Origin of the sequence: Bradyrhizobium sp. GCM10028915, from assembly GCF_042666195.1 — a bacterium.
Lineage (GTDB): Bacteria > Pseudomonadota > Alphaproteobacteria > Rhizobiales > Xanthobacteraceae > Bradyrhizobium > Bradyrhizobium canariense_D.
In genome coordinates, this window is record NZ_JBHTFN010000001.1 from 201503 (window position 1) to 227060 (window position 25558).

The following is a 25558-nucleotide window of genomic DNA, read 5'->3' on the forward strand; positions in this document are numbered from 1 at the left end:
AGCCGACCGGACAGGAAAATGCACGCCCGCGCTGACGCTGCCGACACGGCCGCCGAGTCCAGCACTCATTGGCCCGACGATATTTTCGCGACCTTGCAACGCTTCGACGTTCGGCAGGTGCCCTACGTGCCCGACGCCGGCCATTCAAAGCTGATCCAGCGCGTGCTGGCATCGTCCACGATGCGCGGCATTCCGCTCACGACGGAGGAGGAGGGCGTGGCGCTTCTCGCCGGCGCCTGGACGGGGGGCCAGCGCGGCGTGCTGTTGATGCAGTCGAGCGGGGTCGGCAATTGCATTAACATGCTCTCGCTGATCCCGATCCTGCGCTTTCCCTTCCTCACGCTGGTGACGATGCGTGGCGAGTGGGGCGAGTTCAATCCATGGCAGGTGCCGATGGGATCGACCACGCAGGGCGTGTTCGAGCTCTCGGGTGTCAAGGTGCTGCGGGCGTCTAACGCAGCCGAGGTGCCGGCCGTGTTAGAGGCGGCGGCCGCGCAGGCCTATAACGCGCTCACACCCACCGCCGTCCTGCTGTCGCAGCGCCTGATCGGCGCCAAGGTTTTCACCAAATGAGCAAGGCCAATCTCCTCGACCGCCGTCAGGTGGTGTCCACGCTTCTCGCGGACCGCAAGGACGTGGTTGCGATCGGCGGCCTCGGCGCCTCCACCAACGACATGTGCGCGGCCGGCGATCATGCGCGCAATTTCTACCTCTGGGGCGGCATGGGCGGGGCGGCGATGATCGGGTTGGGCCTCGCTCTGGCGCAGCCAAAATTGCCGGTGCTGGTCATCACCGGCGACGGCGAGATGCTGATGGGCATGGGCAGCCTTGCCACTATCGGTCTGCAAAAGCCGTCCAATCTCTCGATCGCGGTGCTCGACAACGAGGCCTATGGTGAGACCGGCGGTCAGACCAGCCACACGGCCGCGGCCGCCGACCTGGTCGGCGTCGCCCGGGCCTGCGGCATCGGGGATAGCCGGTCTGTGACGACCATGGCCGAGGTGGAGGCCTTCGCCAAAGCCGTCCACGACGTCACGGTCGGGCCGCGCTTTGCCAATGTGAAGATCGACAGCGCCAATCTGGAGCGGATTTTGCCCAGCCGGGATGGGACTTACATTCTCAACCGGATCCGCGGCGACCTCGGCTTCCGCCCGATTTAGAACTTGGGATACCTCTAAGAGACGATTCTTGTAGGTTGCATCGCACCATTCGGCTTGACTTTTGCGTGGGTGAGTGCTTACTCACTAGCATGAGCTCATTGCGTATGACGAGCGACCTGAGGCGTCAATTGATCCTCGGCGCCGCAAAGCGTTGCTTTGCCCGACACGGCTATACCGGCACCACGACCAAGAGCGTGGCGGCCGCCGCTGCCATTTCCGAAGCGCTACTGTTCAAGCATTTCCCGTCCAAGGCCGCGCTTTACGCCGAAATTCTCAGCGATGAATGCGAGGCGGACCCGGCGCTCATGGAGCTGCTCGAACGTGAGCCGTCGACCGCTACGTTGGTCGAAGTGATCCGCGGCATGGTCGGGCATTTCATGCACATCGCCGATGGCCCTGACCAGGAAGAGGCCCAGCGCCTGCGACTGATGACCACGAGTCATTTGGAGGATGGCGAATTTGCCCGGTTGCTATATGCCAAGATCGAGGCGCTGATCGGGGCGGCCTTCGTCGCCTCGCTCGAGCGTGCGGTTGCCGCGGGGGACGCGCGGCCATACAACGGCGAACCGCTCAACCTGTTCTGGTTTGCGCATCACACCGTGATGACGGCTGCGCTGACCAGGCTGCCGGCCACGCCGTGTCTCGCTTACGGCAAGGCGAACGACCTCGAGCGGCAGCTCTGTGAGTTTCTCCTGAGGGGTATCGGACTTAACGACGCCGCAATTGTTTCGCATTTGGGCCGCGATCAGGCCGGTTGTGCGGGCAAGACGGCGATTGCAGAAAGTGCATGACATGAACATCGTGACCGAACACAAGATTTCGGGCGAACCGATCGACAACAAGGCTCCCAAGCGTCCGGTCCGGCCGGTGCTCTGGTTCATCGTCGTCGGCACGCTTCTGGCCGTGCTCGTCGGTAGCCTCGTCTGGTTCAATTATTTCCGCGGCCAGATGATCAAGCAGTTCTTCGCCAACAACAAGCCGCCGCCGGTCGCGGTCAGCGCCGCCGAGGCGAAGTCCGAGGTGGTGCCGAACCTGTTGACCGCCGTCGGTGGTCTCGCCGCCGTGCACCAGGTCGACGTCAGCGCCGACGTCAACGGCCGTGTCACCGAGATCAAGTTCGAGCCGGGCACGCATGTCGAGGCCGGCACACCGCTCGTGCAGATGTTCGACGCGCCGGAGCAGGGCGACCTCGCCAATTACAAGGCGCAGGCCACCGTCGCACAGCTGTCGCTCGATCGCGCCAAGCAACTGGCGTCGCGCCAGTTCGGGCCGCAGGCAACCGTCGACACCGCGCAGGCCGCGTACGATCAGGCGCAGGCGGGTATCGCCAAGACCGAAGCGTTGATCTCGCAGAAGCTGGTCCGCGCGCCGTTCTCCGGCGATCTCGGCGTCCGCAAGGTCGAGGTCGGCCAGTATCTGACCGCCGGCACGGCCATCGTTTCGCTGACGGATCTGTCGGAGCTGTGGGCCAATTTCACGGTGACGGAAAAGGACTCGGGCAGCCTCAAGGTCGGTCAACCGGTCCGGCTGAAGGTCGACGCCTATCCCGGCCGCACCTTCGACGCCAAGATCACCACGATCGAGCCGCAGATCTCGACCGACACCCGTAACATCCGCGTGCAGGCGACCATCGCTAATCCGGAGAAGATCCTGAAGCCCGGCATGTTCGTGACCACCACGGTGGTGCTGCCGGACAAGCCGGCCGTAGTCACCGTGCCGGAGACGGCGGTCGACTACACGCTGTACGGCGACTCGGTGTTCGTGATCACCGAGAAGAAGGAAGCCGACGGCAAGACCAGCCTGAGCGCGGTGCGCACTTTCGTGCAGACCGGCAACCGGGTCGAAGGCCGCGTCGAAATCGTCAAGGGCGTGAAGCCGGGCGACAAGGTCGTCGCCGTCGGCCAGCTCAAGCTGCAATCGGGCGCGGCGGTGTCGATTTCGACCGACCCGGCTCCGCAGATCCCGGCGCAGCCGCCGCGCTACTGACATCGTACACGTTGCAGCATGATCCGGCACGGCCGGGTCATGCGCTTTGCAAGTCAAAGAAATCGAGATCGCCGCGATGCGCTTTACTGATATTTTCATCAAACGCCCGGTCCTGTCGGTCGTCGTCAGCCTGCTGATCCTGCTGATCGGCCTGCGCGCGGCGACGACGCTGCCGATCCGGCAATATCCGAAGCTGTCGAACACGGTCATCAACATCACGACCGTCTATCCGGGCGCGTCCGCGGACCTGATCCAGGGCTTCATCACCACGCCGATCGAGCAGGCGGTCGCCTCCGCCGAAGGTGTCGATTACATCACCTCGTCCTCGGTGCTCGGCACCTCGACGATCCAGGTCTACATCAAGCTGAACTTCGATCCGAACCAGGCGCTGACCGAAGTTCTGGCCAAGACGAACTCGGTCAAATACCTGATTCCGAAGGAATCCAACGATCCCATCGTCACCAAGACCACGGGCCAGACCACGGCCGTGATGTATCTCGGATTCTCGTCCGAAGAGCTGTCGGGCTCGGCGATCTCCGACTACCTGACGCGCGTTGTGCAACCGGTGCTGTCGACCGTCGACGGCGTCGCCTCCGCCGACATTCTCGGCGGCCAGACCTTTGCGATGCGGCTGTGGCTTGATCCTCTCAAGATGGCCGGCCGCAACGTGTCGCCTGCGGATGTCGCGACCGCGATCACCGCCAACAACTTCCAGTCAGCGGCGGGGCAGACCAAGGGTTATCTCATCGTCTCGAACGTATCGACCAATACGGGCCTGACCGACGTCAACCAGTTCAAGAAGATGATCGTCAAGGCCAAGGACGGCGGCTTCGTGCGGATGGAGGACATCGCCACCGTCGAACTTGCGGCCCAAAGCACGGACGCGAGCGTCGCCTTCAACGGCGAGCACGCCATCTTCATCGGTGTGCAGGCAACGCCGCAGGGCAACCCGCTGACGCTGGTCAAGGGCGTGCGGGCGCTATTCCCCGAGCTGGAGCGCAATCTGCCACCGTCGATGAAGATGAAGGTCGCCTACGATTCGACCAAGTTCATCCAATCCTCGATCGACGAGGTCGAGAAGACACTGGGTGAAGCCGTGATCATCGTGATCGTGGTGATCTTCCTGTTCCTGGCGTCGTTCCGTTCGGTCATCATTCCCGTTGTCACCATCCCGTTGTCGATGATCGGCGTCTGCACGCTGATGCTGGCGCTGGGCTTCAGCTTCAACCTGTTGACCCTGCTCGCGATGGTGCTGGCGATCGGCCTCGTGGTCGACGACGCCATCGTCGTGGTGGAAAACATCCATCGTCATCTGGAGGAAGGGAAAACGCCGGTCCAGGCGTCGCTGGAAGGCGCGCGCGAAATCGTGGGTCCCGTCGTCTCGATGACCATCACGCTCGCAGCCGTGTACGCTCCGATCGGTTTCCTCGGCGGTCTGACCGGCTCGCTGTTCCGCGAATTCGCCTTCACACTTGCGGGCTCGGTGATCGTGTCCGGCGTGATCGCGCTGACGCTCTCACCGATGATGTGCTCGGTGCTGCTGAAGAACACGGAAGAGGGGCGCTTCGCCAAGTTCGTCAACAAGGTGTTTGGCGCGCTGACGCGGTGGTACGGGCGCAGGCTCGACCGCTCGCTCGACTACAAGGCCATCACCGGCCTGTTTGCGGTGACCATCCTCGGGCTCGTCGGCTTCCTTTACATGCACACGTCGAAGGAGCTGGCGCCTGAGGAAGACCAGGGTATCGTGTTCGCGGTGACCAAGGCGCCGAAATACGCCAATATCGACTATGTCGATTTTTACGGCGAGAAGCTCGACAAGGAATTCCAGAAATTCCCCGAGACCGATCTGCGCTTCGTGCTGAACGGCATCAACGGCCCGCAGGGCGGTATCGCCGGCATGCTGCTCAAGCCCTGGGAGGAGCGCAAGCGCTCGTCGATCCAGCTGAAGTCGCTGGTGCAGGCCGAGCTTTCCAAGATCGAGGGCGTGCAGGCGTTCGCTTTCAACCTGCCGCCGCTGCCGGGCGGTCCGGGCGGCCTCCCGGTGCAGATGGTGATCAACTCCACCGCCAGCTTCCAGACTGTCTACGAACAGATGGAGAAGCTGAAGGCCGCCGCCCGCAAGAGCGGAATGTTCATCGTCTCCGACAGTGATCTTGCCTACAACCAGCCGAACGTGAAGGTGACGATCAACCGCACCAAGGCGCAGGATCTCGGCGTCAACATGCAGAACCTCGGCAGCACGCTCGCGGTGCTGCTCGGCGGCAACTACATCAACCGCTTCAACCTCGAGGGCCGTTCCTATCAAGTTATCCCGCAGGTGCCGCGCGGCCAGCGGCTCTCGCCGGAATCGCTCGCCGGCTACTACGTGACCACCAATACCGGCCAGCAGCTTCCGCTCTCGACGGTTGTGTCGATCGAGACCAAGACCGAGCCGAATTCGCTGACACATTACAATCAGCTCAATTCAGCGACCTTCTCGGCCGTGCCGATGCCCGGCGTGACCGTCGGTGCGGCGGTCGACTTCCTCGAGAGCGAGGCCAAAAACCTGCCGCAAGGCTTCAGCCATGCTTATCTGGCTGACAGCAGACAGTATGTGCAGGAAGGCAACCAGCTCGCGATCACCTTCGGCTTCGCGCTGATCATCATCTTCCTGGTACTGGCGGCGCAGTTCGAGAGCTTGCGCGATCCGCTGGTCATCATGATCTCGGTGCCAATGGCGATCGTTGGCGCACTGATCCCGCTGTTCTTCGGCGTGGCGACCATGAACATCTACACCCAGGTCGGCCTGCTGACCTTGGTGGGCCTGATCACCAAGCACGGCATCCTGATGGTGGAGTTCGCCAACGAGCTCCAGATCAACGAGCGGCTCGATCGCCGCTCCGCCATCGAAATGTCGGCCCGTATTCGTCTGCGGCCGATCCTCATGACCACGGCCGCGATGGTGACGGGCCTGATCCCGCTCCTGACCGCGACCGGCGCAGGGGCCGCCAGCCGCTTCTCGATCGGTCTGGTGGTCGTGGCCGGCATGTCGATCGGCACGTTGTTCACGCTGTTCGTGTTGCCGGCGGTCTACGTGGTGCTGGCGACCGACCATCGCGCGGCGGCCGATTCCGAGCGGAACAAGCAGGTCAACGACCTCGACCTCAACGCCAAGGCGCTGCGGCCGACCTGAGGCCGCCGATAAAGCGAACCCGAGGGCGGCAGCGGCCAATCCGCTGCCGCCCTTTTCTATTTGCCTCGGGGGCCCGGCTGCCATCAGGCTTTCCCGCGCTCGCGAGAGACAAGGTCCGGTCTTCTTGCTAGGTTCAGCGGGATGAGCCTTCCCCTCCATCCCGACACCCCGCAAGCACGGACGCTGCCGAGCGCCGCGGGGGATGGCGTCGCGTCCGGTACGATGCCGGGGCAGGGGATCAGGACGCGGCTGTTCACCAAATATGTCGCGTTGTTCGTGGCCGTCGTCGCGATCGCGCTGCTGGCCAACGGCCTGTTCGAGGTCGTCTTTTATTATCGCGAGCACAAGGCCGCGCTGATCCGGGTTCAGCATGAACAGGCCGAGGCGGCCGCTGCCAAGATCGGTCAGTTCGTCAAGGAGATCGAGAGCCAGCTCGGCTGGACCACGCAGCTGCCCTGGTCGGCGGGCTCGCTCGAGCAGCGCCGCTTCGATGCGCTGCGGCTGCTGCGCCAGGTCCCTGCGGTCACCGAGCTCGCGCAGGTCGATGCGACCGGCAAGGAGCGGCTGCGGGTCTCGCGGCTTGCCATGGACGCGACCGACAGCGGGATCGACCTGTCGGAGGATCCGAAGTTTACCGAGGCGGTCGCGCACAAGGTCTATTACGGTCCGGTCTATTTCCGCAGGGAGTCCGAGCCGTATATGACCCTGGCGCAGGCTGGGTCGCGCAAGGATGCCGGCGTCAGTATCGCGGAGGTCAATCTCAAGCTGATCTGGGACGTCGTGTCCCAGATCAAGGTCGGCGAGCACGGACACGCCTACGTGGTGGGTCCGGAGGGACGCCTGATCGCGCACCCCGATATCAGCCTGGTCCTGCGCAACACCGACATGTCTGGTCTCACCCAGGTGCGCGCCGCGCTTGCCGGAGGCAGCGCCGCGTTCGACCCGCTTTCCGAAGCGCGCAATCTCCAGGGACAGACGGTGCTGACCGCGTCGGCCCCGATCGCGCCGCTGCACTGGACCATGTTCGTCGAGCTCCCGGTCGAGGAGGCCTATGCGACGCTCTATGCCGCGTTGGAACGGCTTGCATTCGTGCTGCTCGCGGCGTCGATCTTCGCGGTGCTTGCCGGGATATTCCTCGCGCGCCGCATGGTCGGGCCGATCCAGGCGCTGCGCAGCGGTGCCGAGCGCATCGGCAGTGGCGATTTCTCCCAGCGCATCTCGATCCGAACCGGAGACGAACTGGAGGGGCTCGCGGACCAGTTCAATGACATGGGCGAGCGCCTGCAGGAATCCTATGCGGACCTGGAGAAGAAGGTCGAGGTGAGAACCGCCGAGTTGACCGAGTCGCTCGAGCAGCAGACGGCGACGTCGGAAGTGTTGCAGGTCATCAGTTCGTCTCCGGGCGAACTCGCACCGGTGTTCCACAAGATGCTCGAGAATGCCACACGAGTCTGTGGCGCGAGTTTCGGCGTCATGAATTTGTGGGATGGAGAGAATTTCACAATTGCTGCGGACTACAATGTGCCGCCTGCGTTCGCGGCTTCGCGGAAAGATATGGCGATCCGTCCCCATCCGGAGAGCGCGCTTGCCGTGGTCGTCAGAACACGTCAAGTCGTCCACGTTCACGATGTGCAACAAACTCCGGCCTATCTTGCCGGAGGTCCGACCATTCGTGGAATCTCAGACGTCGCCGGCGCCCGTACGATCGTAATCGTGCCCATGATGAGGGAAAGCGAGCTGATCGGAACCGTCGCGGTTTATCGCAAGGAGGTCCGGCCGTTCACCGACAAGCAAATCGCGTTGGTTGAGAACTTCACGAAGCAAGCCGTCATCGCCATCGAGAATACGCGACTGCTGAACGAATTGCGCAAGCGCACGACGGAGCTGTCGCAATCCCTCGACGATCTTCGCACCGCGCAGGACCGCCTGGTCCAGACCGAGAAGCTCGCGTCGCTCGGCCAGCTCACGGCGGGAATCGCGCACGAGATCAAGAACCCACTCAATTTCGTCAACAATTTCTCGGCGGTGTCGACCGAGTTGATCGACGAGCTCAACGAGGCGCTGCAGGCGGCCTCGCTCGACGGCAAGACGAAGGCGGAGGTCGACGAGCTGACTGGCATGCTCAGGAGCAACCTCGAAAAGGTGGTGCAGCACGGCAAGCGCGCCGATTCCATCGTCAGGAACATGCTCCTGCATTCGCGCGAGGGCTCCGGAGAGCGCCGTCCGGCGGACATCAATGCCATCGTCGAGGAAAGCCTCAACCTCGCCTATCACGGCGCGCGAGCCGAGAAGCCTGGCTTCAACGTCACGATAGAGCGCGGCTTCGACCCCGCCGCAGGCATGGTCGATATCTATCCGCAGGAAATTACGCGAGTCGTCCTCAATCTGATCTCGAATGGCTTCTACGCCACTGCCCAGCGCAAGGAGAGCGCCGCAGACGCCTTCGAGCCCACCCTGCGCGCAGCAACCAGAACGCTCGGCGACAGGGTCGAAATCCGCATTCGCGACAACGGCACCGGGATCCCGTTCGAGGTGAAGGAGAAGATGTTCAATCCCTTCTTCACCACCAAGCCGGCTGGCGAGGGCACCGGGCTCGGCCTTTCCATGAGCCATGACATCGTGGTGAAACAGCACGGCGGCACGATCGACGTGAACACCGCACCAGGCGTATTCACCGAATTCATCATCACCCTGCCGCGCGTAATGGCGGCGGACGGCACTTCCGGAGGCAAGACTTGAACGTTTACATCCTGGTCGTCGATGACGAGCCCGACGTCGAGGCGCTGTTCCGGCAGCAGTTTCGGCGCGATTTGCGCGCCGGCCGCTTCCAGATGGAATTCGCGTCGTCGGCACCCGATGCGCTGAAGCTCGCCGCCGAGGTGCGCGATCCCTCGTTGATCCTGATTTTGTCCGACATCAACATGCCCGGCATGAGCGGGCTCGACATGCTGCCGAAGGTGCGTCTTGCGCATCCGGACGTTCCCGTCATCATGATCACCGCCTATGGCGACGCCGAGACGCGCCGGAAGGCGATCGAGCGCGGCGCGGTCGCACTCCTCACCAAGCCGATCGATTTCGCGCTGCTGCGGCAGGAAATCGACACAAGGCTCGAGAAAGCCGCATGACCGCGACCATCCTCTTCGTCGACGACGAGCCGGATCTCGAGGCGTTGGTCCTGCAAAAATTCCGCAAGCAGATTCGCGATGGGTCGGTGACCATCATGTTCGCGCGAGACGGCGTCGAGGCGTTGCAATCGCTCGAGCAGAATCCGCATGTCGACATGGTGGTCTCCGACATCAACATGCCAAGGATGGATGGGTTGTCGCTGCTGGCGAAGCTCCAGGAAGCGGACGACAAGAAGTCCACCATCATCTTGTCGGCCTATGGCGATATGAGCAACATTCGCACTGCGATGAACCGCGGCGCGTTCGACTTTCTGACCAAACCGATCGATTTCGCCGACCTGGAGATGACGATCGAGAAGACCATCCGCCATATCGAGATGCTGCGGGAGGTGCGGCGCCGCCAGACGGAAGCCGAGCGCGCTCACGCCGCGCTCTCGCGTCATTTCTCGCCCGAGCTCGCCAAGCGTCTGGCGGCCGGCGGTGAGAGCGAGGGAATCGAAGTGCAGTGGCGCGATATCGCGACCATCTTCACGGATATAACGGGCTTCACCTCGCTGGTCGAGAGTGCGCCGCCGGAGACGCTGGGCGCGCTTCTCAACGAATATGTCGGCGGCATGACCGAAATCGTCTTCACGCATGAGGGGACGGTTGCCAAGATCATCGGCGATGCAATCCAGGTGCTCTTCAATGCGCCCGGAGATCAGCCCGATTATGCGACGCGTGCGGTTGCCTGCGCGCACGAGCTCGACGCCTGGGCGGAGGATTTTTCCGCGCGCTGGAAGCCGAGAGGGGTGAATTTCGGCACCACCCGCATCGGCATTCACGCCGGGCCGGCACTGGTCGGAAATTTCGGCGGCAACCGGTTTTTCGACTACACCGCGTATGGCGACTCCATCAACATCGCGGCGCGACTGGAAGCCGCGAACAAGCATCTGGGCACGCGGATTTGCGTCAGTGCCGGCATCGCCGAGGCGGCTGAGAATTTTCGAGGTCGTCCCGTCGGGGAGCTGATGCTGCGCGGACGCAGCGAAGCGTTGCGCGCGTTCGAGCCGCTGACGCCGGCCCAATTCGCTGCGCCGGAAACGGCGCTGTATTCCGAAGCTTTTGCCAAGATGGAAGCCGGTGATGCCGCCGCCATGCCTGCCTTCGCGGCGCTGGTCGGCATGCATGCCGGCGATTCCCTGGCCGGCTTTCACCTGAAGCGCCTGCTTAACGGCGACAAGGGCATTCGCATGCAACTGGAATAGGAGTCCGACATGGTTGGTGAATTCTCCGCCGGCAACTACCGTTTCATTCCGTCCGTATTCCAGTATTCGGCCGGTGCGGCCGCAGACGATGGCTATGAGATCGAGCGCGTCCGCTTCGACCGGCTGGTGCCGCTCGCAGAAGGCTTTGCGCTTGCCGCGAAGCATATCCAGGAGGCGGGGCGGCCGCTGACGGCCTTCTGCGCTTGCGAACTGCGCTCGCCCGCGGCCTTCAGCGAAGAAGGTTTTCGCGCGTTCAACCTGCACTATGTGAAGACGTTGTCCGAATGGGGCATCTTCGACGGCACCACAAATCCGGTGGCGCGCAGCAATGTCTGTCCAGAGATCGATCCACCGGCCGAGCCGTCGTTCTACGCGTTCTCCTTCACGCGGCCGACAAGCTCGAAGACGCCGAGCTTCGTGATTTCCGGCGGCGCCGAGGCGCGCGAGGGCGGCGGGACCTATGTCGAGCGCACCGTGCGCTACCGCGACCTCAGCCCGGAAGGCCTTCGCGAGAAGGTGCGCTTCACGACGACGTCCCAGATGGAGAACAGGATGACGGCCTTCGGCTTCGGCTGGAAGGACACGACCGGCGTGCAGGCCTATTCCGTGCACAACTTCCACCACGCGCTGGTCGACGAACTCGTCCGCCGCGGGGCGTTGCGGTCCGGCCTGACCTGGCACTATGCCCGGCCGCCGGTGGTCGATCTCGAATACGAGATGGATTGCCGCCGCGTGATGCGCGAGGTCGTGATCTAGCGCTGGCGTGGATCGAGCGCGTCGCGCAGGCCGTCGCCGAGCAGGTTCAGCGACAGCACCACGAGGAAGATCGCAAGCCCCGGCCAGATCGCCATCCACGGCGCCTGGGTCAGGAAGCGCTGCGCTGCGTTGAGCATGCTGCCCCAGGATGGCGCCGGCGGCTGCTGGCCGAGGCCAAGGAAGGACAGCGCGGCTTCGGCGATAATGGCGGCCGCAATCGACAGCGTCGCCTGCACTAGCAGTGCCGGCAGGATGTTCGGCAGGATGTGCGAGAACGCGATCCGCCACGGCGGATTGCCGAGCGCGCGCGCCGCCTCGACAAAGTCCTCAGCCTTGACAACCAGCACCTGGCCGCGGGTCAGGCGGATGAAAATCGGGGTTGCCGAGATGCCGATCGCGATCATGGCGTTGCCAAGGCTCGGACCGAGGAATGCGGCGAGTGCGATCGCCAGGATCAGGAATGGGCAGGCCAGCATCGCGTCAGTCATCCGGCTGATCAGTGCATCGACGAAGCCGCCGCGATAGCCGGCAAGCAGGCCGAGCGGAACGCCGACGCCCAGAGCGATCGCCACCGAGGTGAGGCCGGCGAGCAGCGAGGCGCGGGCGCCGTAGACGACGCGGCTCAGGATGTCGCGACCGAGCTCGTCGGTGCCGAACCAGTGCGCCGCCGTGGGCGGCTTGCGAACCAGGCTCCAGCTCGTCGCGATGGGATCGTAGGGAACGACGAGCGGCGCGAGAGCCGCGAAGCCGACGAACAAACTGATCATGACAAGTCCGAACACTGCGGCCTTGCGTTTGAACAGGCGCCGCCGGGCGCGACGCGCCGGGCTGTCCAGCTCGTCAGCTTGCGCGATGGGAGCAGCGGGCAGGGCGGCATCAGTCATGAGTCTAGCCCCGTAGCCGCGGATTGACGAGGATGTAGGCGACATCGGCAACCAGGTTCAGTGTGATGTAGACCGTCGCTGTCACCAGCACGACGCCCTGTACCACCGCGTAGTCGCGGTTGAACACGGCGTCCACGATCAGTTTGCCGAAGCCCGGAATGGAGAAGATCTGCTCAGTCAGAACCGCGCCCGACAAGAGCGTGCCGAGCTCGAGCGCGCCGAGCGTAATGATTGGCGTGAGTGCGTTGCGCATGGCGTGCTTGAGGATGACCGAGCGTTCGGACAATCCCTTGGCGCGCGCGGTGCGGACATAGTCGCTTTCCAGCACCTGCAGCATGGCGCTCCGGGTGTGCCGCATTAGGACCGCCGAAATTGCGTTGCCGAGCACGAAGGCCGGCATGATGGTGGCGGCGAGGCTCGCGCGCCAGTTCTCAGTCAACGGCACGTAGCCGGACGCCGGCAGCCAGCCGAGTTCGATCGAGAACAGGAAGATCAGCATGATGCCGAGCCAGAAATTCGGCGTCGAGATGCCCCACAGCGCGAACAAATTGGCACCATAATCCCAGACGGTGCCCCTTTTCACGGCGGAGACGATGCCGGCGGGAATGCCGATCAAGAGCGCGATCAACATTGCCATCGAGCCGAGCTGGAGCGTCACCGGCAGCTTCTGCGCGATCAGCTCGCGCACCGGCATCTTGTTGCGCAGCGATTCACCGAAATTGCCTGATAGAACGCCCTTGAGCCAATAAACGTACTGCACGGGGATCGGCTGATCGAGCCGGTATTGCTGGCGGATCTGCTCGATCACGGCGGGATCGCGCTCCTCACCGGCCATCACCAGCGCTGGATCACCTGGCAACAATTGCTGGAGCGAGAAGATCAGCACCGACACGAAGAACAGTGTCGGCACGATCTGCGCGATGCGGCGGGCGAGGAAGTTCAGCATGGCGCCGGCCGCGTGTCAGGCGAGGCCACGCTCACTTGAACTTCAGCCCGACCACGCGCACGAGGCCATCTGGCATCTGCTTATAGCCCTGGAGTTTAGTCGTATGCGCAATCAGAAGCGTGCGGTGGTAGATGTAGATGATCGGCAAATCGTTGAGCACGATCCCGGTCAGCTTTTCGTAGATCGCCTTGCGCTCATCGAATTTGGCGGTCAGCCGGCCGTCTTCCATCAGCTTGTCGGCTTCCGGGTTCGAATAGACGCCATCGTTCTGCGGTGCCTTGCTGCGCATGAAGATGTAGGAGTTGCCGTCGGGATCGATGCGGCCGCTCCAGTTGATCTGGAAGATCTGGAACTCGCCGGCCTGGGCCTGCTTGAAGGTGGTCGCGAATTCGACCGCGCGGATCTTGATGTCGAAGCCCGCTTCCGCCGCCATCGACTGGATCACCTGGGCAACCGCTTCGTTCTCCGCGCCCTTGGGGATCATGTAGTCGACGGTCACCGGCGAGGTGATGCCCGCTTCCTTCAGCAGCGCCTTGGCCTTCGCGACGTCGCGGCCGTGGACCGGGAACGCCTTCTGGTAATAGGGATGTGTCGGGCTGACCCATTGATTGCCTGGGGTGAACTCGCCGTTAAAGACAACTTGGTTGAGAGCTTCGCGATCGATCGACAGATCGAGCGCTTGGCGTACTTTCGCCGACTGGCTGAGCGGCCCCTTTGCTTTGTCGTTGCCGATATTGACGGTCAGGCCGTAATAGCCGAGCTCCGGTGCCGTCGACAGCACGAGCCGCGAATCCGCACGCACGTCCTTGATGTCGGTGGCGAGCACGCGCTCGATCAGATCGAGTCCGCCGGACTTCAGGTTGGCAAGGCGCACCGTGGCGTCAACGATCGGCAGGAAGACCACCCGGTCGATATGGATGTTGTCCTTGTTCCAATAGTCGGCGAATTTTTCGAAGACCATGCGGTCCTGCTGCACGCGCTCGACGAACTTGTAGGGACCGGCGCAGACCGGATGCAGGCCGAACTTGTCGCCGGCCTCCTTGGCAGCCTTCGGCGACACCATCATGCCGGAGCGGTCGGTCAGCTGGGCGATCAGCGGGGAGTAAGGTGTCTTAAGCACCAGCTTGATGGTCAGAGGGTCTACGATTTCGACATGGTCGACGCTGGCGAGCTCGGACTTGCGGAACGAGGTCGGCAGCGTCATGTGACGCTCGATCGAGAACTTTGCGGCTTCCGCGTCGAGCGGCTCGCCGTCGTGGAATTTCACGTTGGGCCGGAGCTTGATAGTCATCTCCTTGCCGTCGGGCGAGGTCTCATGCGACAGCGCGAGCTGCGGCACGATGTTGAGCTTCTCGTCGATGTCGAACAGCTTGTCGCAGAAGGCGGAGAACACGATGCGGCCGACATAGGTGCGGCCGATGCTGGGATCGAGGATGTCAGGATCCTCGGCGATGCCGATGCGAAGTGTGGTCTGGGCTTGGGCCGCGCCTACGAGCGACGTCAGCAATGCCGACGCCAGGAGTGCCAAACGCATAGGACTCATCGCTCTCAACCTCTGTTTTACGGCTATGCCGGGTTCGTCCCCAATGAACTAACCCCGCTGCCGCGGACTGCTTCCGGGCCGCCGCTGAAGGCGGCGACCAATTTTTCGAGAACCGGGGAGAAGCCGCCGTCCGTTGGGACGATCGCCTCGGACGACGGCAGTTCCGACGTTCGGTGGCATGCCGTTGCATGTCCGATGCCATCCTGCACGAGCTGAGGCATTTCGTTGCGGCAACGGTCGACCACGTAGGGGCAGCGGGTGTGGAAGCGGCATCCCGGCGGCGGATTGAGCGCGCTGGGGATTTCGCCCTGCAGCACAATGCGGCTGCGCTTTGCCCGCGGTTTAGGCACGGGAATCGCGGACAATAGAGCCCGGCTGTAGGGATGACGCGGTGCGGCAAACAGCGCGTCCGCCGCCGCCGTCTCGACGATCTGGCCGAGATTCATCACCGCCACGTGGTCGGCGATGTGCTTGACCACCGCGAGGTCGTGCGAGACGAAAATGTAGGCCAGCCCGAGCCGGTCCTGCAGCTCGCGCAGCAGATTGAGGATCTGCGAGCGGATCGAGACGTCGAGCGCCGAGACCGGCTCATCGCAGATGATCAGTTTCGGCTCGACCGCGAGCGCGCGGGCGATGGCGATACGCTGGCGCTGGCCGCCGGAAAACTCGTGCGGGTAACGACGCGCCAGCCGCGGCTCCAGCCCGACCAGCCGCAGGATCTCCTCGACGCGTTCGCGCCGCCGGGCGGGCGGCACCAGATTGTGCAGCGCCAGCGGCTCGGTCAGGATCTGGCCGACGGTCATGCGCGGATTGAGCGAGGCGTAGGGGTCCTGGAAGATGATCTGCGCCTCGCGGCGAAAGGCGCGCAGTGCGCCGGCGTCGAGCGAGAGCAGATCGCGGCCTTCGAAACGGATCGTGCCTGCATCCGGCTCGATCAGCCGCAGCACCAGGCGGCTAACGGTGGATTTGCCGCAGCCGGATTCACCGACCAGCGCTAGCGTCTTGCCGGCATCGAGCGAGAAGGAAACGCCATCGACGGCTTTGACATGCGCCAGCGCCCGGCCGAACAGCGAACGCTCGGCGACGAAATGCTTGAGCAGACCCTGAACCTCGAGCAGAGCCATCACGACACCAGACGTTCGAGCGGGGCGCGCAGGCAGCGCGAGAGGTGGCCGGGGCTGACTTCGAGCAGCGGGGGCGGCGCCTTGGTGCAGGCGTCCAGCACGAAGGGGCAGCGTGCGGCGAAGCGGCATCCCGCGGGCGGCTGCATCATGTTCGGGACCATGCCCTCGATCGTGGCGAGCTGGTCGGCGCGATGGTCAAGCCGCGGGATCGAGCCGAGCAGGCCGACGGTGTAGGGATGCTGCGGCGCTGAGAACAGCTCGTCCACCGGCGCGCGCTCGACGATCTCGCCGGCATACATCACCGCGACCTCGTCGCAGACTTCGGCGACGACGCCGAGATCGTGGGTGATCAGGATGATGGCAGCGCCGCTCGCCGCCTTCAATTCGCGCATCAGCTCCAGGATCTGCGCCTGCAGCGTGACATCGAGCGCGGTGGTCGGCTCGTCCGCGATCAGCAGCCGCGGGTCGCAGGCGAGCGCCATCGCGATCATGACGCGCTGGCGCATGCCGCCGGAGAGCTTGTGCGGATATTCGTCGATCCGCCGCTCGGGCGAGGGGATGTGGACGCGACGCAGCAGATCGATCGCCCGCTCGCGCGCACTCCTGCGCGAACCGCCGCGGTGGCGCAAAATCGTCTCGATGATCTGGTCGCCGATGGTGAAGCTCGGATTGAGCGAGGTCATCGGCTCCTGAAAGATCATCGCGAGCCGGTTGCCGCGGAGGTCCCGCAGCGTCTGGTCCGACGTCTTAAGCAGGTCGAAACCGTCGAAGCGGATCGCGCCGGAGATCTCCGCGCTCTGCTTCGGCAGCAGGCCCATGATCGCCAGCGACGTCACGCTCTTGCCGCAGCCGGATTCGCCGACGAGGCCGAGCGTCGCGCCATTGGCGACGCTGAGATCGACGCTGTCGACCGCATGGGTGACGCGGCCGTCGTCGCCGTGAAAACGAATGCGCAGATCGCTGATCTCGATGAGGGGGCTCGGGTTCATGAGCGTATTGCGCGCGCTGCGGCGATGCTGGCGTCGATGACGCTGCGATCGGTGTTGCCGGCAGGGTTCTGCCGGGTTGGCATGGAAACGCGGAAGTGGACCCAGAGTTCGTGGCTGACGCGCTCGAGCCGCTCGAGCTCGCCGAGCGGATCGGGATGATCGTCGGCGCGCAGGTCCAGCGCCGGCCATTCCTCCTCGCCGTGGATCAGGAGCGCGGCGGACTGCTTGCCGCGCTTGTCGCCGCCAGCGGCCTCGCCCGCGCGCAGCGCGGCAAGCAGGCGGCGCGGGAAGGGCAGGCTGTCATTGGCGATATAGGTTTTTGCGGTCTCGTCGAGCACGTCGGCGCCCGCGAGCATGTTGCCGGCGATCGAGAAGCCGCTGCCCGCAATGTGCCCGCACCAATCCACGCAGTCGCGCCCGGTATGCGCGGCAATCGCGCCGCTGGCGTCCATGATGTGAATCTGGCGGCTCTCGCGGCCGTCGTCGGTCGCGAGCAGGGCGGCCAGCACGTCGTGCGCGTTGAGGCCCTCACGCAGCAGCTTGACGCCGTCGATACCGTAATAAGGATTGACGAAAGCCTGCGTCGCGATGGCGCCAAGGCCCGCCGCGATGTAGGGGACACGCGCGCCGACGGCGAAGAAGCGCGTGGCAACGGCGATGCCAAACTGGCCGGTAGCAGAATCGCGCGCGATGATCGACCAGGTCATGTGCTGCCTTTAGCGTCCTGCGGCGTAGCCCTGCATGCCGCGCGGATTGGCGGCGGCGCGGCGGCGCGGACCGACGCGCGAGGCCGCGGTGAGGCGGCCTTCGGACCAGTCCGGACCGACCTCGACGATATGTCCGCGCTCACGCAGGTTCTCGATCGTCGCCTTCGGCACGCGGTTCTCGATCACGAGCACGCCGGGGCGCGCGGTGCGGGGCCAGAACGAGATCGGGAAATGCTCGGAATGCCAGGCCGGCGCGTCGATCGATTCCTGGAGATTGAGATTGCAGTGGACGTGTCGGAGGAAAAACTGCGTGATCCACTGGTCCTGCTGGTCGCCGCCGGGCGAGCCCCAGGCGAGATAAGGCTCGCCGTCGCGCAGTGCCATGGTCGGCGACAGCGTGGTGCGGGGCCGTTTGCCCGGCGCGAGCGAGCTCGGTTGGTTCTCCTCCAAATCGAACATTTGTGCGCGGCTGCCGAGGCAGAAACCCAGCTCGGGAATGACAGGCGAGGATTGCAGCCAGCCTCCCGACGGCGTCGAGGACACCATGTTGCCGACCTTGTCAATGATGTCGAAATGCACGGTGTCGCCGCGCACCTCGCCGAAGCGCCCCACGGTTGGCTCGCCGGCGCCGAGCGCGCCGACGGCCTCGCGCTGGCCCTCAGCTCGGCGCAGCTTGACCACGCCGCCAAGGCCCTCGACCGTGCCGGGCCGGAGATCGAGCGAAGCTTTCTCGGTAACCAACTTACGACGTTCGTCGTTATAGGCATCTGACAGCAGCGTTGCGATCGGGATTTCGCTGAACTTGGGGTCGCCGTAGAATTTTTCGCGATCGGCAAAGGCGAGTTTTGCGCATTCGATCTGGAGATGGATGAACTCCGGTCCGGTCGGATCGAGCCCATCGAGGGCAAAGCCCTTCAGCAGCGCGAGTTGCTGCAGCGTCACGGGACCCTGGCTCCAGACCCCGGCCTTGCAGACCGTGTAGCGGCCATAATCGTAGGTGAGCGGAGCCTCGACCGTCGGCTGCCAGCGCGCCATGTCGTCGGCCGACAGCACACCGCGATGCGGCGAGCCGCTGACGTCCATCACGTCCTGCGTCCGGCAGAATTTGTCGATGGCTTCCGCGACGAAGCCCTGCGACCAAGCCTTGCGTGCGCGCTCGATCTCGGCATCGCGGCCGCCGCCGCCGCTTTCGGCCTCGCTCAGGATTCGCGCATAGGTCGCCGCAAGTGTCTTGTTGGTGAAGAGCGTGCCGGGCTTTGGCACTTCGCCGTTCGGGAGATAGACGGCGGCCGATGTCGGCCAGTGCGTGCGGAATAATTGCTCGACGGTCTGGATCGTGGCGCAGGCGCGCTCGACCAGCGCATAGCCGTCGCGCGCATAGGAGATCGCGGGCTCCAGCACATCGCGCACGCGCATCGTGCCGTAGTCACGGAGCAGCATCATCCAGGATTCGAAGGTGCCGGGGACGCAGGCCGCGAGCAGGCCGGTGCCGGGCACCATGTCGAGGCCTTCGCTCTTGTAATGCGCGATGGTGGCGCGGGCCGGTGCCGGGCCCTGGCCGCAGATCACCTCGGTGCGGCCGCGCTTCACGTCGTGCACGATGATCGGAACGTCGCCGCCGGGGCCGTTCAGATGCGGCTCGACCACCTGGAGCGTGAAAGCGGTGGCGACGCCGGCGTCAAAGGCATTGCCGCCCTTTTCCAGAATGGCCATCCCGATAGCGGTCGCGATCCAGTGCGTGGTCGCAACGACCCCGAAGGTGCCTTCGATCTCGGGGCGTGTCGTGAAGGGATCGGGATTGACGATGCTGGCCATGGACTACCTCATTTGCGGCGCGCGCAATTGATCACAGGGCCAGGCCGCCGCCAAATGCGCAGGCTGCATGGCACGCGCGCGTCACGCCGGTACCGGCGCGGTGTTGACCGCGTGGCAGGCGACGCCGTCGATCAATTCAGGTGCTTCCCTACGGCAGAGATCGAACGCCAGCGGGCAGCGCGGATTAAAGGCGCACCCGGACGGCGGGTTGATCGGGTTCGGGATCTCGCCCTTCACGGGGATGCGCTGGCGGCCGCTCATGGCAAGATCAGGCACGGCGCCAAGCAGCATCTTGGTATAGGGCATGCGCGGATGGGCAAACAGCTCGCGGCCTTCCGCGATCTCGACGATGCGGCCGAGATACATCACACCGACGCGGCTCGCCATGTGGCGGACGACGGCGAGGTTGTGGCTGATGAACATGTAGGTCAAGCCGAACTTGTCCTGGAGGTCGCGCATCAGGTTCAGGATCTGCGCCTGCACGGAGACGTCAAGCGCGGAGGTCGGCTCGTCGCAGACGATAAACTCCGCGTCGGAGGCGAGCGCGCGCGCGATCGCGATGCGCTGACGCTGGCCGCCCGAGAATTCGTGCGGAAATTTCAACCTGTCGTCGGGATGCAGGCCGACGAGGGTGAGAAGCTCTCCGACCCGCGCCTGGATGTCGCGCTCGCCCTCGATCAGGTCGAACGCGCGGATTGGCTCGGAGATGATGGCGTCGACTCGGAAGCGTGGGTTCAGGCTCGCATAGGGATCCTGAAAGATCATCTGGATGCGGCGGCGCAGTTTCCGCCGCGCCTGGGCCTGCCGCGGATCGGTCATTGAGATGCCGTCGATCAAGACGTTGCCGGAGCTTGGCGGCAGCAAGCCGACGACCATCCGCGCCACCGTGGTCTTGCCCGAGCCGGATTCGCCGACCAGTGCAAAGGTCTCGCCCTTCCTGATGTCGAAGGTGACGCCATCGACGGCCTTGAGATATTCGAGCTGCCCGCCTTCGAGCATGCGGTTGAGCCAGGGTTTCGAGACGTCGAAGACGCGGCGCAGATTCGTGGCCTGGATGAAGGGAGCGCTCATGCCGCGCTCTCCGCCGGCACGCCGTCATAGAGATGGCAGGCGACGGCTTGCGTGCCGCGCGGCAGCGGCTCCGGCCTCTCCACGCGGCATCGGTCGAATGCGAATGCGCAGCGCGGATTGAACGAACAGCCGCGCGGGATCGCCGACAGGCGCGGCATGGAGCCGGGGATCTGCACCAGACGCTTGTCGTCGCCGGCAAGCGTCGGGATCGCTCCCATCAGGCCCTTGGCGTAGGGGTGCAGCGGGTTCCTGACCACGTCCTGCACCGGACCGATCTCGGCGACGCGGCCGGCATACATCACCGCGACCCGGTCGGAGGTCTCGGCGATCACGCCCATGTCGTGGGTCACCAGCATCACCGCAGTGCCGTGATCGCGGCCGAGACGCTTGATCAGCGAGATGATCTGCGCCTGCACGGAAACGTCGAGCGCGGTGGTCGGCTCGTCGGCGATGATCAGCTCCGGTTCGGCGCAGATCGCGAGCGCAATCACCACGCGCTGGCGCATGCCACCGGAGAATTCGTGCGGATAGCCGTCGATGCGCTTTTCCGGAGCCGGGATTCCAACTTCGGCGAGCAGGTCGATGGCTCGGCGGCGGGCGGCGGTCTCGGACAGGTTCAGATGCGTTCTGATCGTCTCGATAAGCTGGTCGCCGACGCGGTAGAGCGGATTGAGCGAGGTGAGGGGGTCCTGGAAGATCATGCCGATCCGTTTTCCCCGGATACGGCGCAGCTCCTCTGCCGGCAAATTGTCGATGCGCAGGCCCGCAAGGCGAATCTCGCCGCCGGCGATGCGGCCCGGCGGATCGATCAGGCCGATCACAGCCAAGCCCGTGACGGACTTGCCGGCGCCGGATTCGCCGACCACGCCGAGTACCTCGCCCTTGGCGATGTCGAAGGAGACGCCATCGATGGCGCGTAGCGTGCCGCGGCGGGAGGCGAACTCGACCTGAAGATTACGCACGGAGAGGATGGGGTCGGTCATGAGCGAGACGCTCTCATCCAGGTTTTGCTCATCCGAATCATGCTCATCCAAGTCTCGCTCATCCGAGTCTTGCTCATCGAAATGTTGTTCATCGGAGCTTCGGGTTGAGCGCGTCGCGCAGCCAGTCGCCGAGCAGGTTGATCGACAGGATCAGGGCAGCGAGCGCGATACCAGGGAAGGCCACAATCCACCATTCGCCCGCGAACAGGTAGTTGTTGCCGATGCGGATCAACGTGCCGAGCGAGGGCATTGTGTCGGGCAGGCCGACGCCAAGGAAGGACAGCGTTGCCTCGGTGATGATGGCGAGCGCAAGGTTGATCGTGGCGATGACCAGGATCGGACCCATCGTGTTTGGCAGCACATGGCGGAACATGATCTTTGGTGCGGGAAGGCCGATCAATTGCGCGGCCGCCACGTAATCCTTGTTCTTCTCGACCATCACGGAACCGCGCACCGTGCGGGCATACCCGACCCAGAAACTCAGGCCAATCGAGATCACCAGCACCACCAGCATGCTGGTTGCATCCAGCCGGTTGCCGAGGATCGATTTGGCGATGCCGTTGACCAGCAGCGCGATCAGGATGGCGGGAAAAGTGAGTTGCACGTCGGCGATCCGCATGATCACGCCGTCCACCGCGCCCCCGAAATAGCCGGCGACCAGGCCAAGCGCGATGCCGAGCGCGCCGGCGAAGATCACGCCGGCCACGCCGACGGCGAGCGAGATGCGCAGCCCGTAGAGAATGGCGGAGAACACGTCGCGGCCCTGCTCGTCGGTGCCGAGCAGGAACGGGCTCTGCCCCTCGGCGGTCCAGAGCGGTGAGATCCGGGAATTCATCAATTGGAGCTGTGCCGGATCGAACGGGTCCTGCACCGCGAGCGCGGAGGCAAAGATCGCGAGCAGGAAGAACAGCACGGTAATGACTGCCGCCACCATGGTCAGCTTGGATCGGCGAAACGAATAGAAGATGTCGCTGTTGAGTGCGCGACTGAACCAGCTGCGGGCGGCATGCGTCGGCAGCGTGCTCGGCTTGTCGGGATGAGAGGCGACCACTTCGGACATACAGGCTGCCTTATGTGGCGCGGCCGACGGTCGCGCGCAGGCGCGGATCGACGACGGTGTAGAGGATGTCGACCACCAGATTGATGGTGACGAAAATCAGTGAGACCATCAGCAAGTAGGCGGCCATAATCGGGATATCGACGTTTTGCACGGCCTGTACGAACAGAAGTCCCATGCCGGGCCATTGGAACACGGTTTCGGTGATGATCGAAAATGCAATAACCGAGCCAAACTGCAGGCCGGCTACCGTGATCACCGGAATCAGCGTGTTCTTCAGCGCGTGGCCGAAATGAATGGCACGGGTTGTCAGCCCGCGGGCGCGGGCAAAGCGGATATAATCTGTCCGAAGCACTTCCAGCATCTCCGCGCGCACCAGTCGCATGATCAGGGTCATCTGGAACAGGCCGAGCGTGATCGAGGGCATGATCAGCGCCTTCAGGCCCGACAATGTGAGCAGGCCCGTGGTCCACCAACCCAGCTTGACGACTTCGCCCCGGCCGAACGAGGGCAACCAGCCCAACGTCACTGCGAACAGGTAGATCAGAAGGATGCCGATCAGGAAAGTCGGCAGCGAGATGCCAATCAGCGAAACCGCCTGGAATAATTTGGCGAGCAGGGTGTCGCGCCTGAGCGCCGAATAGACGCCCATCAGGATGCCGGAGATCATTGCAAATACGGTCGCGCAGATCGCAAGTTCCAGCGTTGCCGGCATACGCTCCATCAACAGCGTCGAGACCGGCTGGCGGAACTGATAGGAGACGCCGAACTTGAATTGCGCCGCATCGGCGAAATAGCGCACGAACTGCACCGGCACGGGATCATCGAGGCCCAGCGACTTGCGCACGGCGGCGCGTTCGGCCGCCGGCGTATCAAGCGAGACGATCTGGTTGATGGGGTCGCCGGCGAAGCGGAACATCGAGAACGCGATGATGCCGACGGCGAACATGACGCCGATGGCCTGAACGGCCCGGCGAAGAGTGAAAGCGAGCATGCCTTCCACTTTCCTTGAGTGTGCGTCTGGCCGACGTCTTTGTCAGCCGAAAAAGGAAAGGTCCCGGTAGCCTGACGCTGCCGGGACCTTGTGTTCAACTGACGCTATTCCTTCTTGGTCGCCCAGTGGAACATGACCAGATTGTCGGCGCGCTGCGGCAGGTTGACCTTTTTCGATACGCCCCAGGCCAGCGCCTGCTGGTGCAGCGGAATATAAGCCCAGTCCTTGATGCTGATCTCATACGCTTGCTTGATCAGCTGGTTGCGCTTTGTGGTCTCGGTTTCGACCAGCACCTTGTCGGTGATGGCGTCGAATTCCTTGTTGCAATAGCCGCCGAGATTGGCCTCGCCGCGCGATGATTTTGCATCGTCGCGACAGCCCATGATGTCGTAGAGCACGTTATGGGAGTCCATCGTGCTCGGCGTCCAGCCCAGCATGTAGAACGAGGTCTGATAGCCGCCCTGCTTCAACACCTTGGCGAAGTATTGCGCCTTGGGCTGCGCCAGCAGATTGATCTTGACGCCGATGCGGGCAAGCATGCCCACGACGGCCTGGCAGATCGCCGCGTCGTTGACGTACCGATCGTTCGGGCAATCCATGGTGACCTCGAAGCCTTCGGGGTACCCGGCCTCGGCCAGGAGCTTCTTGGCACCATCTGGATCGAACTTCGGCCGGGTGAACTCCTTGGACAGCACGAACAATTCCGGAGCGATCATCAGCGCCGAGGGCGTGGACAGCCCGCGCATCACCCGCGTCTTGATCAGCTCGATGTCGATGGCTTTGTAGAAGGCTTCGCGGACCTTGACATCCTTGAACGGGTTCTTGCCCTTGATGTTGGAGTAGAGCAGCTCGTCACGCGTCTGATCGAATCCGATGAAGATGGTGCGCAACTCAGGGGCCTTCAGCACCTGGGCATTCGGGCTCGCATCGACGCGGGAGATGTCCTGGATCGGCACCGGCTCGATCACGTCCACTTCACCCGAGAGCAGCGCGGCGACGCGGGTGGCATCGGACGAGATCGGGGTGAAGATAATCTCCTTCAGGTTACCTTCCATCTTGCCCCAGTAGTTGGGATTGGCCTTGAACACGGTCTTCACACCGGGCTGATGGCTTTCGATGATGAAGGGACCGGTGCCGTTCTCGTGAAGCGAGGCATAGCTCGGAGAGGTCGCGGACACCGGCGTCGGCTCGACCGCTTTGTTCTCCTCAGCCCATTTCTTGTCCATGATGTACCAGACATCCCACGACGAATTTAGGATGGGATTGGGCGAGGGCAGGACGAAATCGACTGTGTAGTCGTCGACCTTGACGACCTTGACGTTGGGCGCCAGCCGGGTCTGCATGTTCGAGTTCTTGTTGCGGACGCGATCGGCGGAGAACAGCACGTCGTCGGCGGTGAAGGGGTCGCCGTTATGAAATTTGACGCCCTTGCGCAAATGGAAGCGCCAGCGGGTCGGCTCCGGTGTCTCCCAGCTCTCAGCCAGCGCCGGGATGATCTTCAGGTCCTTGTCGCGCGCGGTGAGGCCTTGATAGACGTGACCGAGATGAGCGTGCGTGGTGGACTCGTTCAGCGAATACGGATCAAGCGACTTGAGATCGCCCTGGTTGGCGTAGCGCAGCGTCTGGCTCGACGCCGGCGAGACCGCCAACGCAAGCATACTGGCGAGCGTCGCCGCAAACAGACTTCGTCCGACTGACATTCTTGACCTCTCCACTCGCCCGCACCGTCATTTTTGATTGTTCGGCGGGGCTGATCGAACCATGTTGCCCAGAGTTCTCGACCCGTGCAAGCGCCATTCCAGCAAGGAACGCGCCAAGTTGCACCGCTGTGCAGCAATGCTGACCGGCATGACGGGAGGACGGGCGCGGCCGCGGCCGATTTTGATTGACCATATCCGCCGATCGGGGAAGCCGGAGCGCCGCCACCGGCTTCAGGTCGCTTGCGTTGTACACCGCCTCGCGGCGATACTGCAGTAGGCCGCTCGAATCTCATCTGGAG

At 63.8% G+C, this 25558-nt stretch carries 21 protein-coding genes; 9 read left to right on the forward strand and 12 right to left on the reverse strand.

Annotated elements, in window-relative coordinates:
* Positions 1-18 precede the first annotated feature (18 nt).
* From ACFQX9_RS00910 to ACFQX9_RS00950, 9 genes are all read left to right on the forward strand, one after another.
* On the forward strand, positions 19-573 hold the full coding sequence (locus ACFQX9_RS00910) for a sulfopyruvate decarboxylase (RefSeq protein ID WP_018457054.1): 555 nt from the start codon (positions 19-21) through the stop codon (positions 571-573).
* Positions 570-1160, forward strand: coding sequence for a thiamine pyrophosphate-dependent enzyme (locus ACFQX9_RS00915; RefSeq protein WP_018457053.1), 591 nt, complete (start codon positions 570-572; stop codon positions 1158-1160). The genes ACFQX9_RS00910 and ACFQX9_RS00915 overlap by 4 nt, the downstream gene beginning before the upstream one ends.
* An 89-nt stretch (positions 1161-1249) precedes the next feature.
* A complete protein-coding gene (locus tag ACFQX9_RS00920; RefSeq protein WP_083926457.1) occupies positions 1250-1951 on the forward strand; it encodes a TetR/AcrR family transcriptional regulator in 702 nt (233 codons plus the stop codon).
* Between the two features lies 1 nt (position 1952).
* On the forward strand, positions 1953-3146 hold the full coding sequence (locus ACFQX9_RS00925) for an efflux RND transporter periplasmic adaptor subunit (RefSeq protein ID WP_377786088.1): 1194 nt from the start codon (positions 1953-1955) through the stop codon (positions 3144-3146).
* 76 nt (positions 3147-3222) lie between these two features.
* Positions 3223-6318, forward strand: coding sequence for a MexW/MexI family multidrug efflux RND transporter permease subunit (locus tag ACFQX9_RS00930; RefSeq protein WP_026233289.1), 3096 nt, complete (start codon positions 3223-3225; stop codon positions 6316-6318).
* 141 nt (positions 6319-6459) lie between these two features.
* A complete protein-coding gene (locus ACFQX9_RS00935; protein ID WP_377786090.1) occupies positions 6460-9057 on the forward strand; it encodes an ATP-binding protein in 2598 nt (865 codons plus the stop codon).
* Complete coding sequence (locus tag ACFQX9_RS00940) at positions 9054-9443, forward strand: response regulator (RefSeq protein WP_018457048.1); 390 nt, start codon at positions 9054-9056, stop codon at positions 9441-9443. The genes ACFQX9_RS00935 and ACFQX9_RS00940 overlap by 4 nt, the downstream gene beginning before the upstream one ends.
* Complete coding sequence (locus ACFQX9_RS00945; RefSeq protein WP_018457047.1) at positions 9440-10690, forward strand: adenylate/guanylate cyclase domain-containing protein; 1251 nt, start codon at positions 9440-9442, stop codon at positions 10688-10690. The genes ACFQX9_RS00940 and ACFQX9_RS00945 overlap by 4 nt, the downstream gene beginning before the upstream one ends.
* 9 nt (positions 10691-10699) lie before the next feature.
* The gene (locus ACFQX9_RS00950) at positions 10700-11446 is read left to right on the forward strand and encodes a hypothetical protein (protein ID WP_247363487.1); all 747 of its coding nucleotides are present in this window, start codon (positions 10700-10702) and stop codon (positions 11444-11446) included.
* On the opposite strand, the gene ACFQX9_RS00955 is transcribed toward ACFQX9_RS00950, so the two are convergent.
* From ACFQX9_RS00955 to ACFQX9_RS01010, 12 genes are all read right to left on the reverse strand, one after another.
* Complete coding sequence (locus ACFQX9_RS00955) at positions 11443-12330, reverse strand: ABC transporter permease (RefSeq protein WP_247363486.1); 888 nt, start codon at positions 12328-12330, stop codon at positions 11443-11445. The two genes, ACFQX9_RS00950 and ACFQX9_RS00955, sit on opposite strands and share 4 nt — an antisense overlap.
* A 4-nt stretch (positions 12331-12334) precedes the next feature.
* Positions 12335-13276: an ABC transporter permease gene (locus ACFQX9_RS00960; protein WP_018457044.1), complete on the reverse strand. Its 942-nt coding sequence runs from the start codon at positions 13274-13276 to the stop codon at positions 12335-12337.
* 31 nt (positions 13277-13307) lie between these two features.
* Positions 13308-14819: an ABC transporter substrate-binding protein gene (locus ACFQX9_RS00965; RefSeq protein ID WP_026233287.1), complete on the reverse strand. Its 1512-nt coding sequence runs from the start codon at positions 14817-14819 to the stop codon at positions 13308-13310.
* A 23-nt stretch (positions 14820-14842) separates the two neighbouring features.
* Positions 14843-15943 carry an ABC transporter ATP-binding protein gene (locus ACFQX9_RS00970; protein ID WP_018457042.1) on the reverse strand — a complete coding sequence of 367 codons (1101 nt, stop codon included), beginning with the start codon at positions 15941-15943 and terminating at the stop codon, positions 14843-14845.
* Positions 15943-16932, reverse strand: a complete 990-nt coding sequence (locus ACFQX9_RS00975) for an ABC transporter ATP-binding protein (protein ID WP_085362287.1) — start codon at positions 16930-16932, stop codon at positions 15943-15945. Before ACFQX9_RS00975 ends, ACFQX9_RS00970 begins: the two co-directional genes overlap by 1 nt.
* Complete coding sequence (locus tag ACFQX9_RS00980; RefSeq protein WP_085362288.1) at positions 16929-17639, reverse strand: DUF1028 domain-containing protein; 711 nt, start codon at positions 17637-17639, stop codon at positions 16929-16931. The genes ACFQX9_RS00975 and ACFQX9_RS00980 overlap by 4 nt, the downstream gene beginning before the upstream one ends.
* A 9-nt stretch (positions 17640-17648) precedes the next feature.
* Positions 17649-19454: a gamma-glutamyltransferase family protein gene (locus tag ACFQX9_RS00985; RefSeq protein WP_377786095.1), complete on the reverse strand. Its 1806-nt coding sequence runs from the start codon at positions 19452-19454 to the stop codon at positions 17649-17651.
* An 81-nt stretch (positions 19455-19535) separates the two neighbouring features.
* Entirely contained in the window at positions 19536-20525 is a 990-nt protein-coding gene (locus ACFQX9_RS00990) for an ABC transporter ATP-binding protein (RefSeq protein WP_018457038.1), read from the reverse strand.
* A complete protein-coding gene (locus tag ACFQX9_RS00995; protein WP_085352225.1) occupies positions 20522-21508 on the reverse strand; it encodes an ABC transporter ATP-binding protein in 987 nt (328 codons plus the stop codon). The genes ACFQX9_RS00990 and ACFQX9_RS00995 overlap by 4 nt, the downstream gene beginning before the upstream one ends.
* 88 nt (positions 21509-21596) lie before the next feature.
* Positions 21597-22568 carry an ABC transporter permease gene (locus ACFQX9_RS01000; RefSeq protein WP_018457036.1) on the reverse strand — a complete coding sequence of 324 codons (972 nt, stop codon included), beginning with the start codon at positions 22566-22568 and terminating at the stop codon, positions 21597-21599.
* A 10-nt stretch (positions 22569-22578) separates the two neighbouring features.
* Positions 22579-23559, reverse strand: a complete 981-nt coding sequence (locus tag ACFQX9_RS01005) for an ABC transporter permease (protein ID WP_085362290.1) — start codon at positions 23557-23559, stop codon at positions 22579-22581.
* 104 nt (positions 23560-23663) lie between these two features.
* The gene (locus ACFQX9_RS01010; RefSeq protein ID WP_085362291.1) at positions 23664-25259 is read right to left on the reverse strand and encodes an ABC transporter substrate-binding protein; all 1596 of its coding nucleotides are present in this window, start codon (positions 25257-25259) and stop codon (positions 23664-23666) included.
* Between the last annotated feature and the right edge of the window lie 299 nt (positions 25260-25558).

Bases quoted from the DNA above. Each gene is read 5' to 3' on its own strand.
- ACFQX9_RS00910 (WP_018457054.1), top strand. From the start codon at position 19: ATGCACGCCCGCGCTGACGCTGCCGACACGGCCGCCGAGTCCAGCACT.
- ACFQX9_RS00915 (WP_018457053.1), top strand. From the start codon at position 570: ATGAGCAAGGCCAATCTCCTCGACCGCCGTCAGGTGGTGTCCACGCTT.
- ACFQX9_RS00920 (WP_083926457.1), top strand. From the start codon at position 1,250: ATGAGCTCATTGCGTATGACGAGCGACCTGAGGCGTCAATTGATCCTC.
- ACFQX9_RS00925 (WP_377786088.1), top strand. From the start codon at position 1,953: ATGAACATCGTGACCGAACACAAGATTTCGGGCGAACCGATCGACAAC.
- ACFQX9_RS00930 (WP_026233289.1), top strand. From the start codon at position 3,223: ATGCGCTTTACTGATATTTTCATCAAACGCCCGGTCCTGTCGGTCGTC.
- ACFQX9_RS00935 (WP_377786090.1), top strand. From the start codon at position 6,460: ATGAGCCTTCCCCTCCATCCCGACACCCCGCAAGCACGGACGCTGCCG.
- ACFQX9_RS00945 (WP_018457047.1), top strand. From the start codon at position 9,440: ATGACCGCGACCATCCTCTTCGTCGACGACGAGCCGGATCTCGAGGCG.
- ACFQX9_RS00950 (WP_247363487.1), top strand. From the start codon at position 10,700: ATGGTTGGTGAATTCTCCGCCGGCAACTACCGTTTCATTCCGTCCGTA.
- ACFQX9_RS00955 (WP_247363486.1), bottom strand. From the start codon at position 12,330: ATGACTGATGCCGCCCTGCCCGCTGCTCCCATCGCGCAAGCTGACGAG.
- ACFQX9_RS00960 (WP_018457044.1), bottom strand. From the start codon at position 13,276: ATGCTGAACTTCCTCGCCCGCCGCATCGCGCAGATCGTGCCGACACTG.
- ACFQX9_RS00965 (WP_026233287.1), bottom strand. From the start codon at position 14,819: ATGAGTCCTATGCGTTTGGCACTCCTGGCGTCGGCATTGCTGACGTCG.
- ACFQX9_RS00970 (WP_018457042.1), bottom strand. From the start codon at position 15,943: ATGGCTCTGCTCGAGGTTCAGGGTCTGCTCAAGCATTTCGTCGCCGAG.
- ACFQX9_RS00975 (WP_085362287.1), bottom strand. From the start codon at position 16,932: ATGAACCCGAGCCCCCTCATCGAGATCAGCGATCTGCGCATTCGTTTT.
- ACFQX9_RS00980 (WP_085362288.1), bottom strand. From the start codon at position 17,639: ATGACCTGGTCGATCATCGCGCGCGATTCTGCTACCGGCCAGTTTGGC.
- ACFQX9_RS00985 (WP_377786095.1), bottom strand. From the start codon at position 19,454: ATGGCCAGCATCGTCAATCCCGATCCCTTCACGACACGCCCCGAGATC.
- ACFQX9_RS00990 (WP_018457038.1), bottom strand. From the start codon at position 20,525: ATGAGCGCTCCCTTCATCCAGGCCACGAATCTGCGCCGCGTCTTCGAC.
- ACFQX9_RS00995 (WP_085352225.1), bottom strand. From the start codon at position 21,508: ATGACCGACCCCATCCTCTCCGTGCGTAATCTTCAGGTCGAGTTCGCC.
- ACFQX9_RS01000 (WP_018457036.1), bottom strand. From the start codon at position 22,568: ATGTCCGAAGTGGTCGCCTCTCATCCCGACAAGCCGAGCACGCTGCCG.
- ACFQX9_RS01005 (WP_085362290.1), bottom strand. From the start codon at position 23,559: ATGCTCGCTTTCACTCTTCGCCGGGCCGTTCAGGCCATCGGCGTCATG.
- ACFQX9_RS01010 (WP_085362291.1), bottom strand. From the start codon at position 25,259: ATGTCAGTCGGACGAAGTCTGTTTGCGGCGACGCTCGCCAGTATGCTT.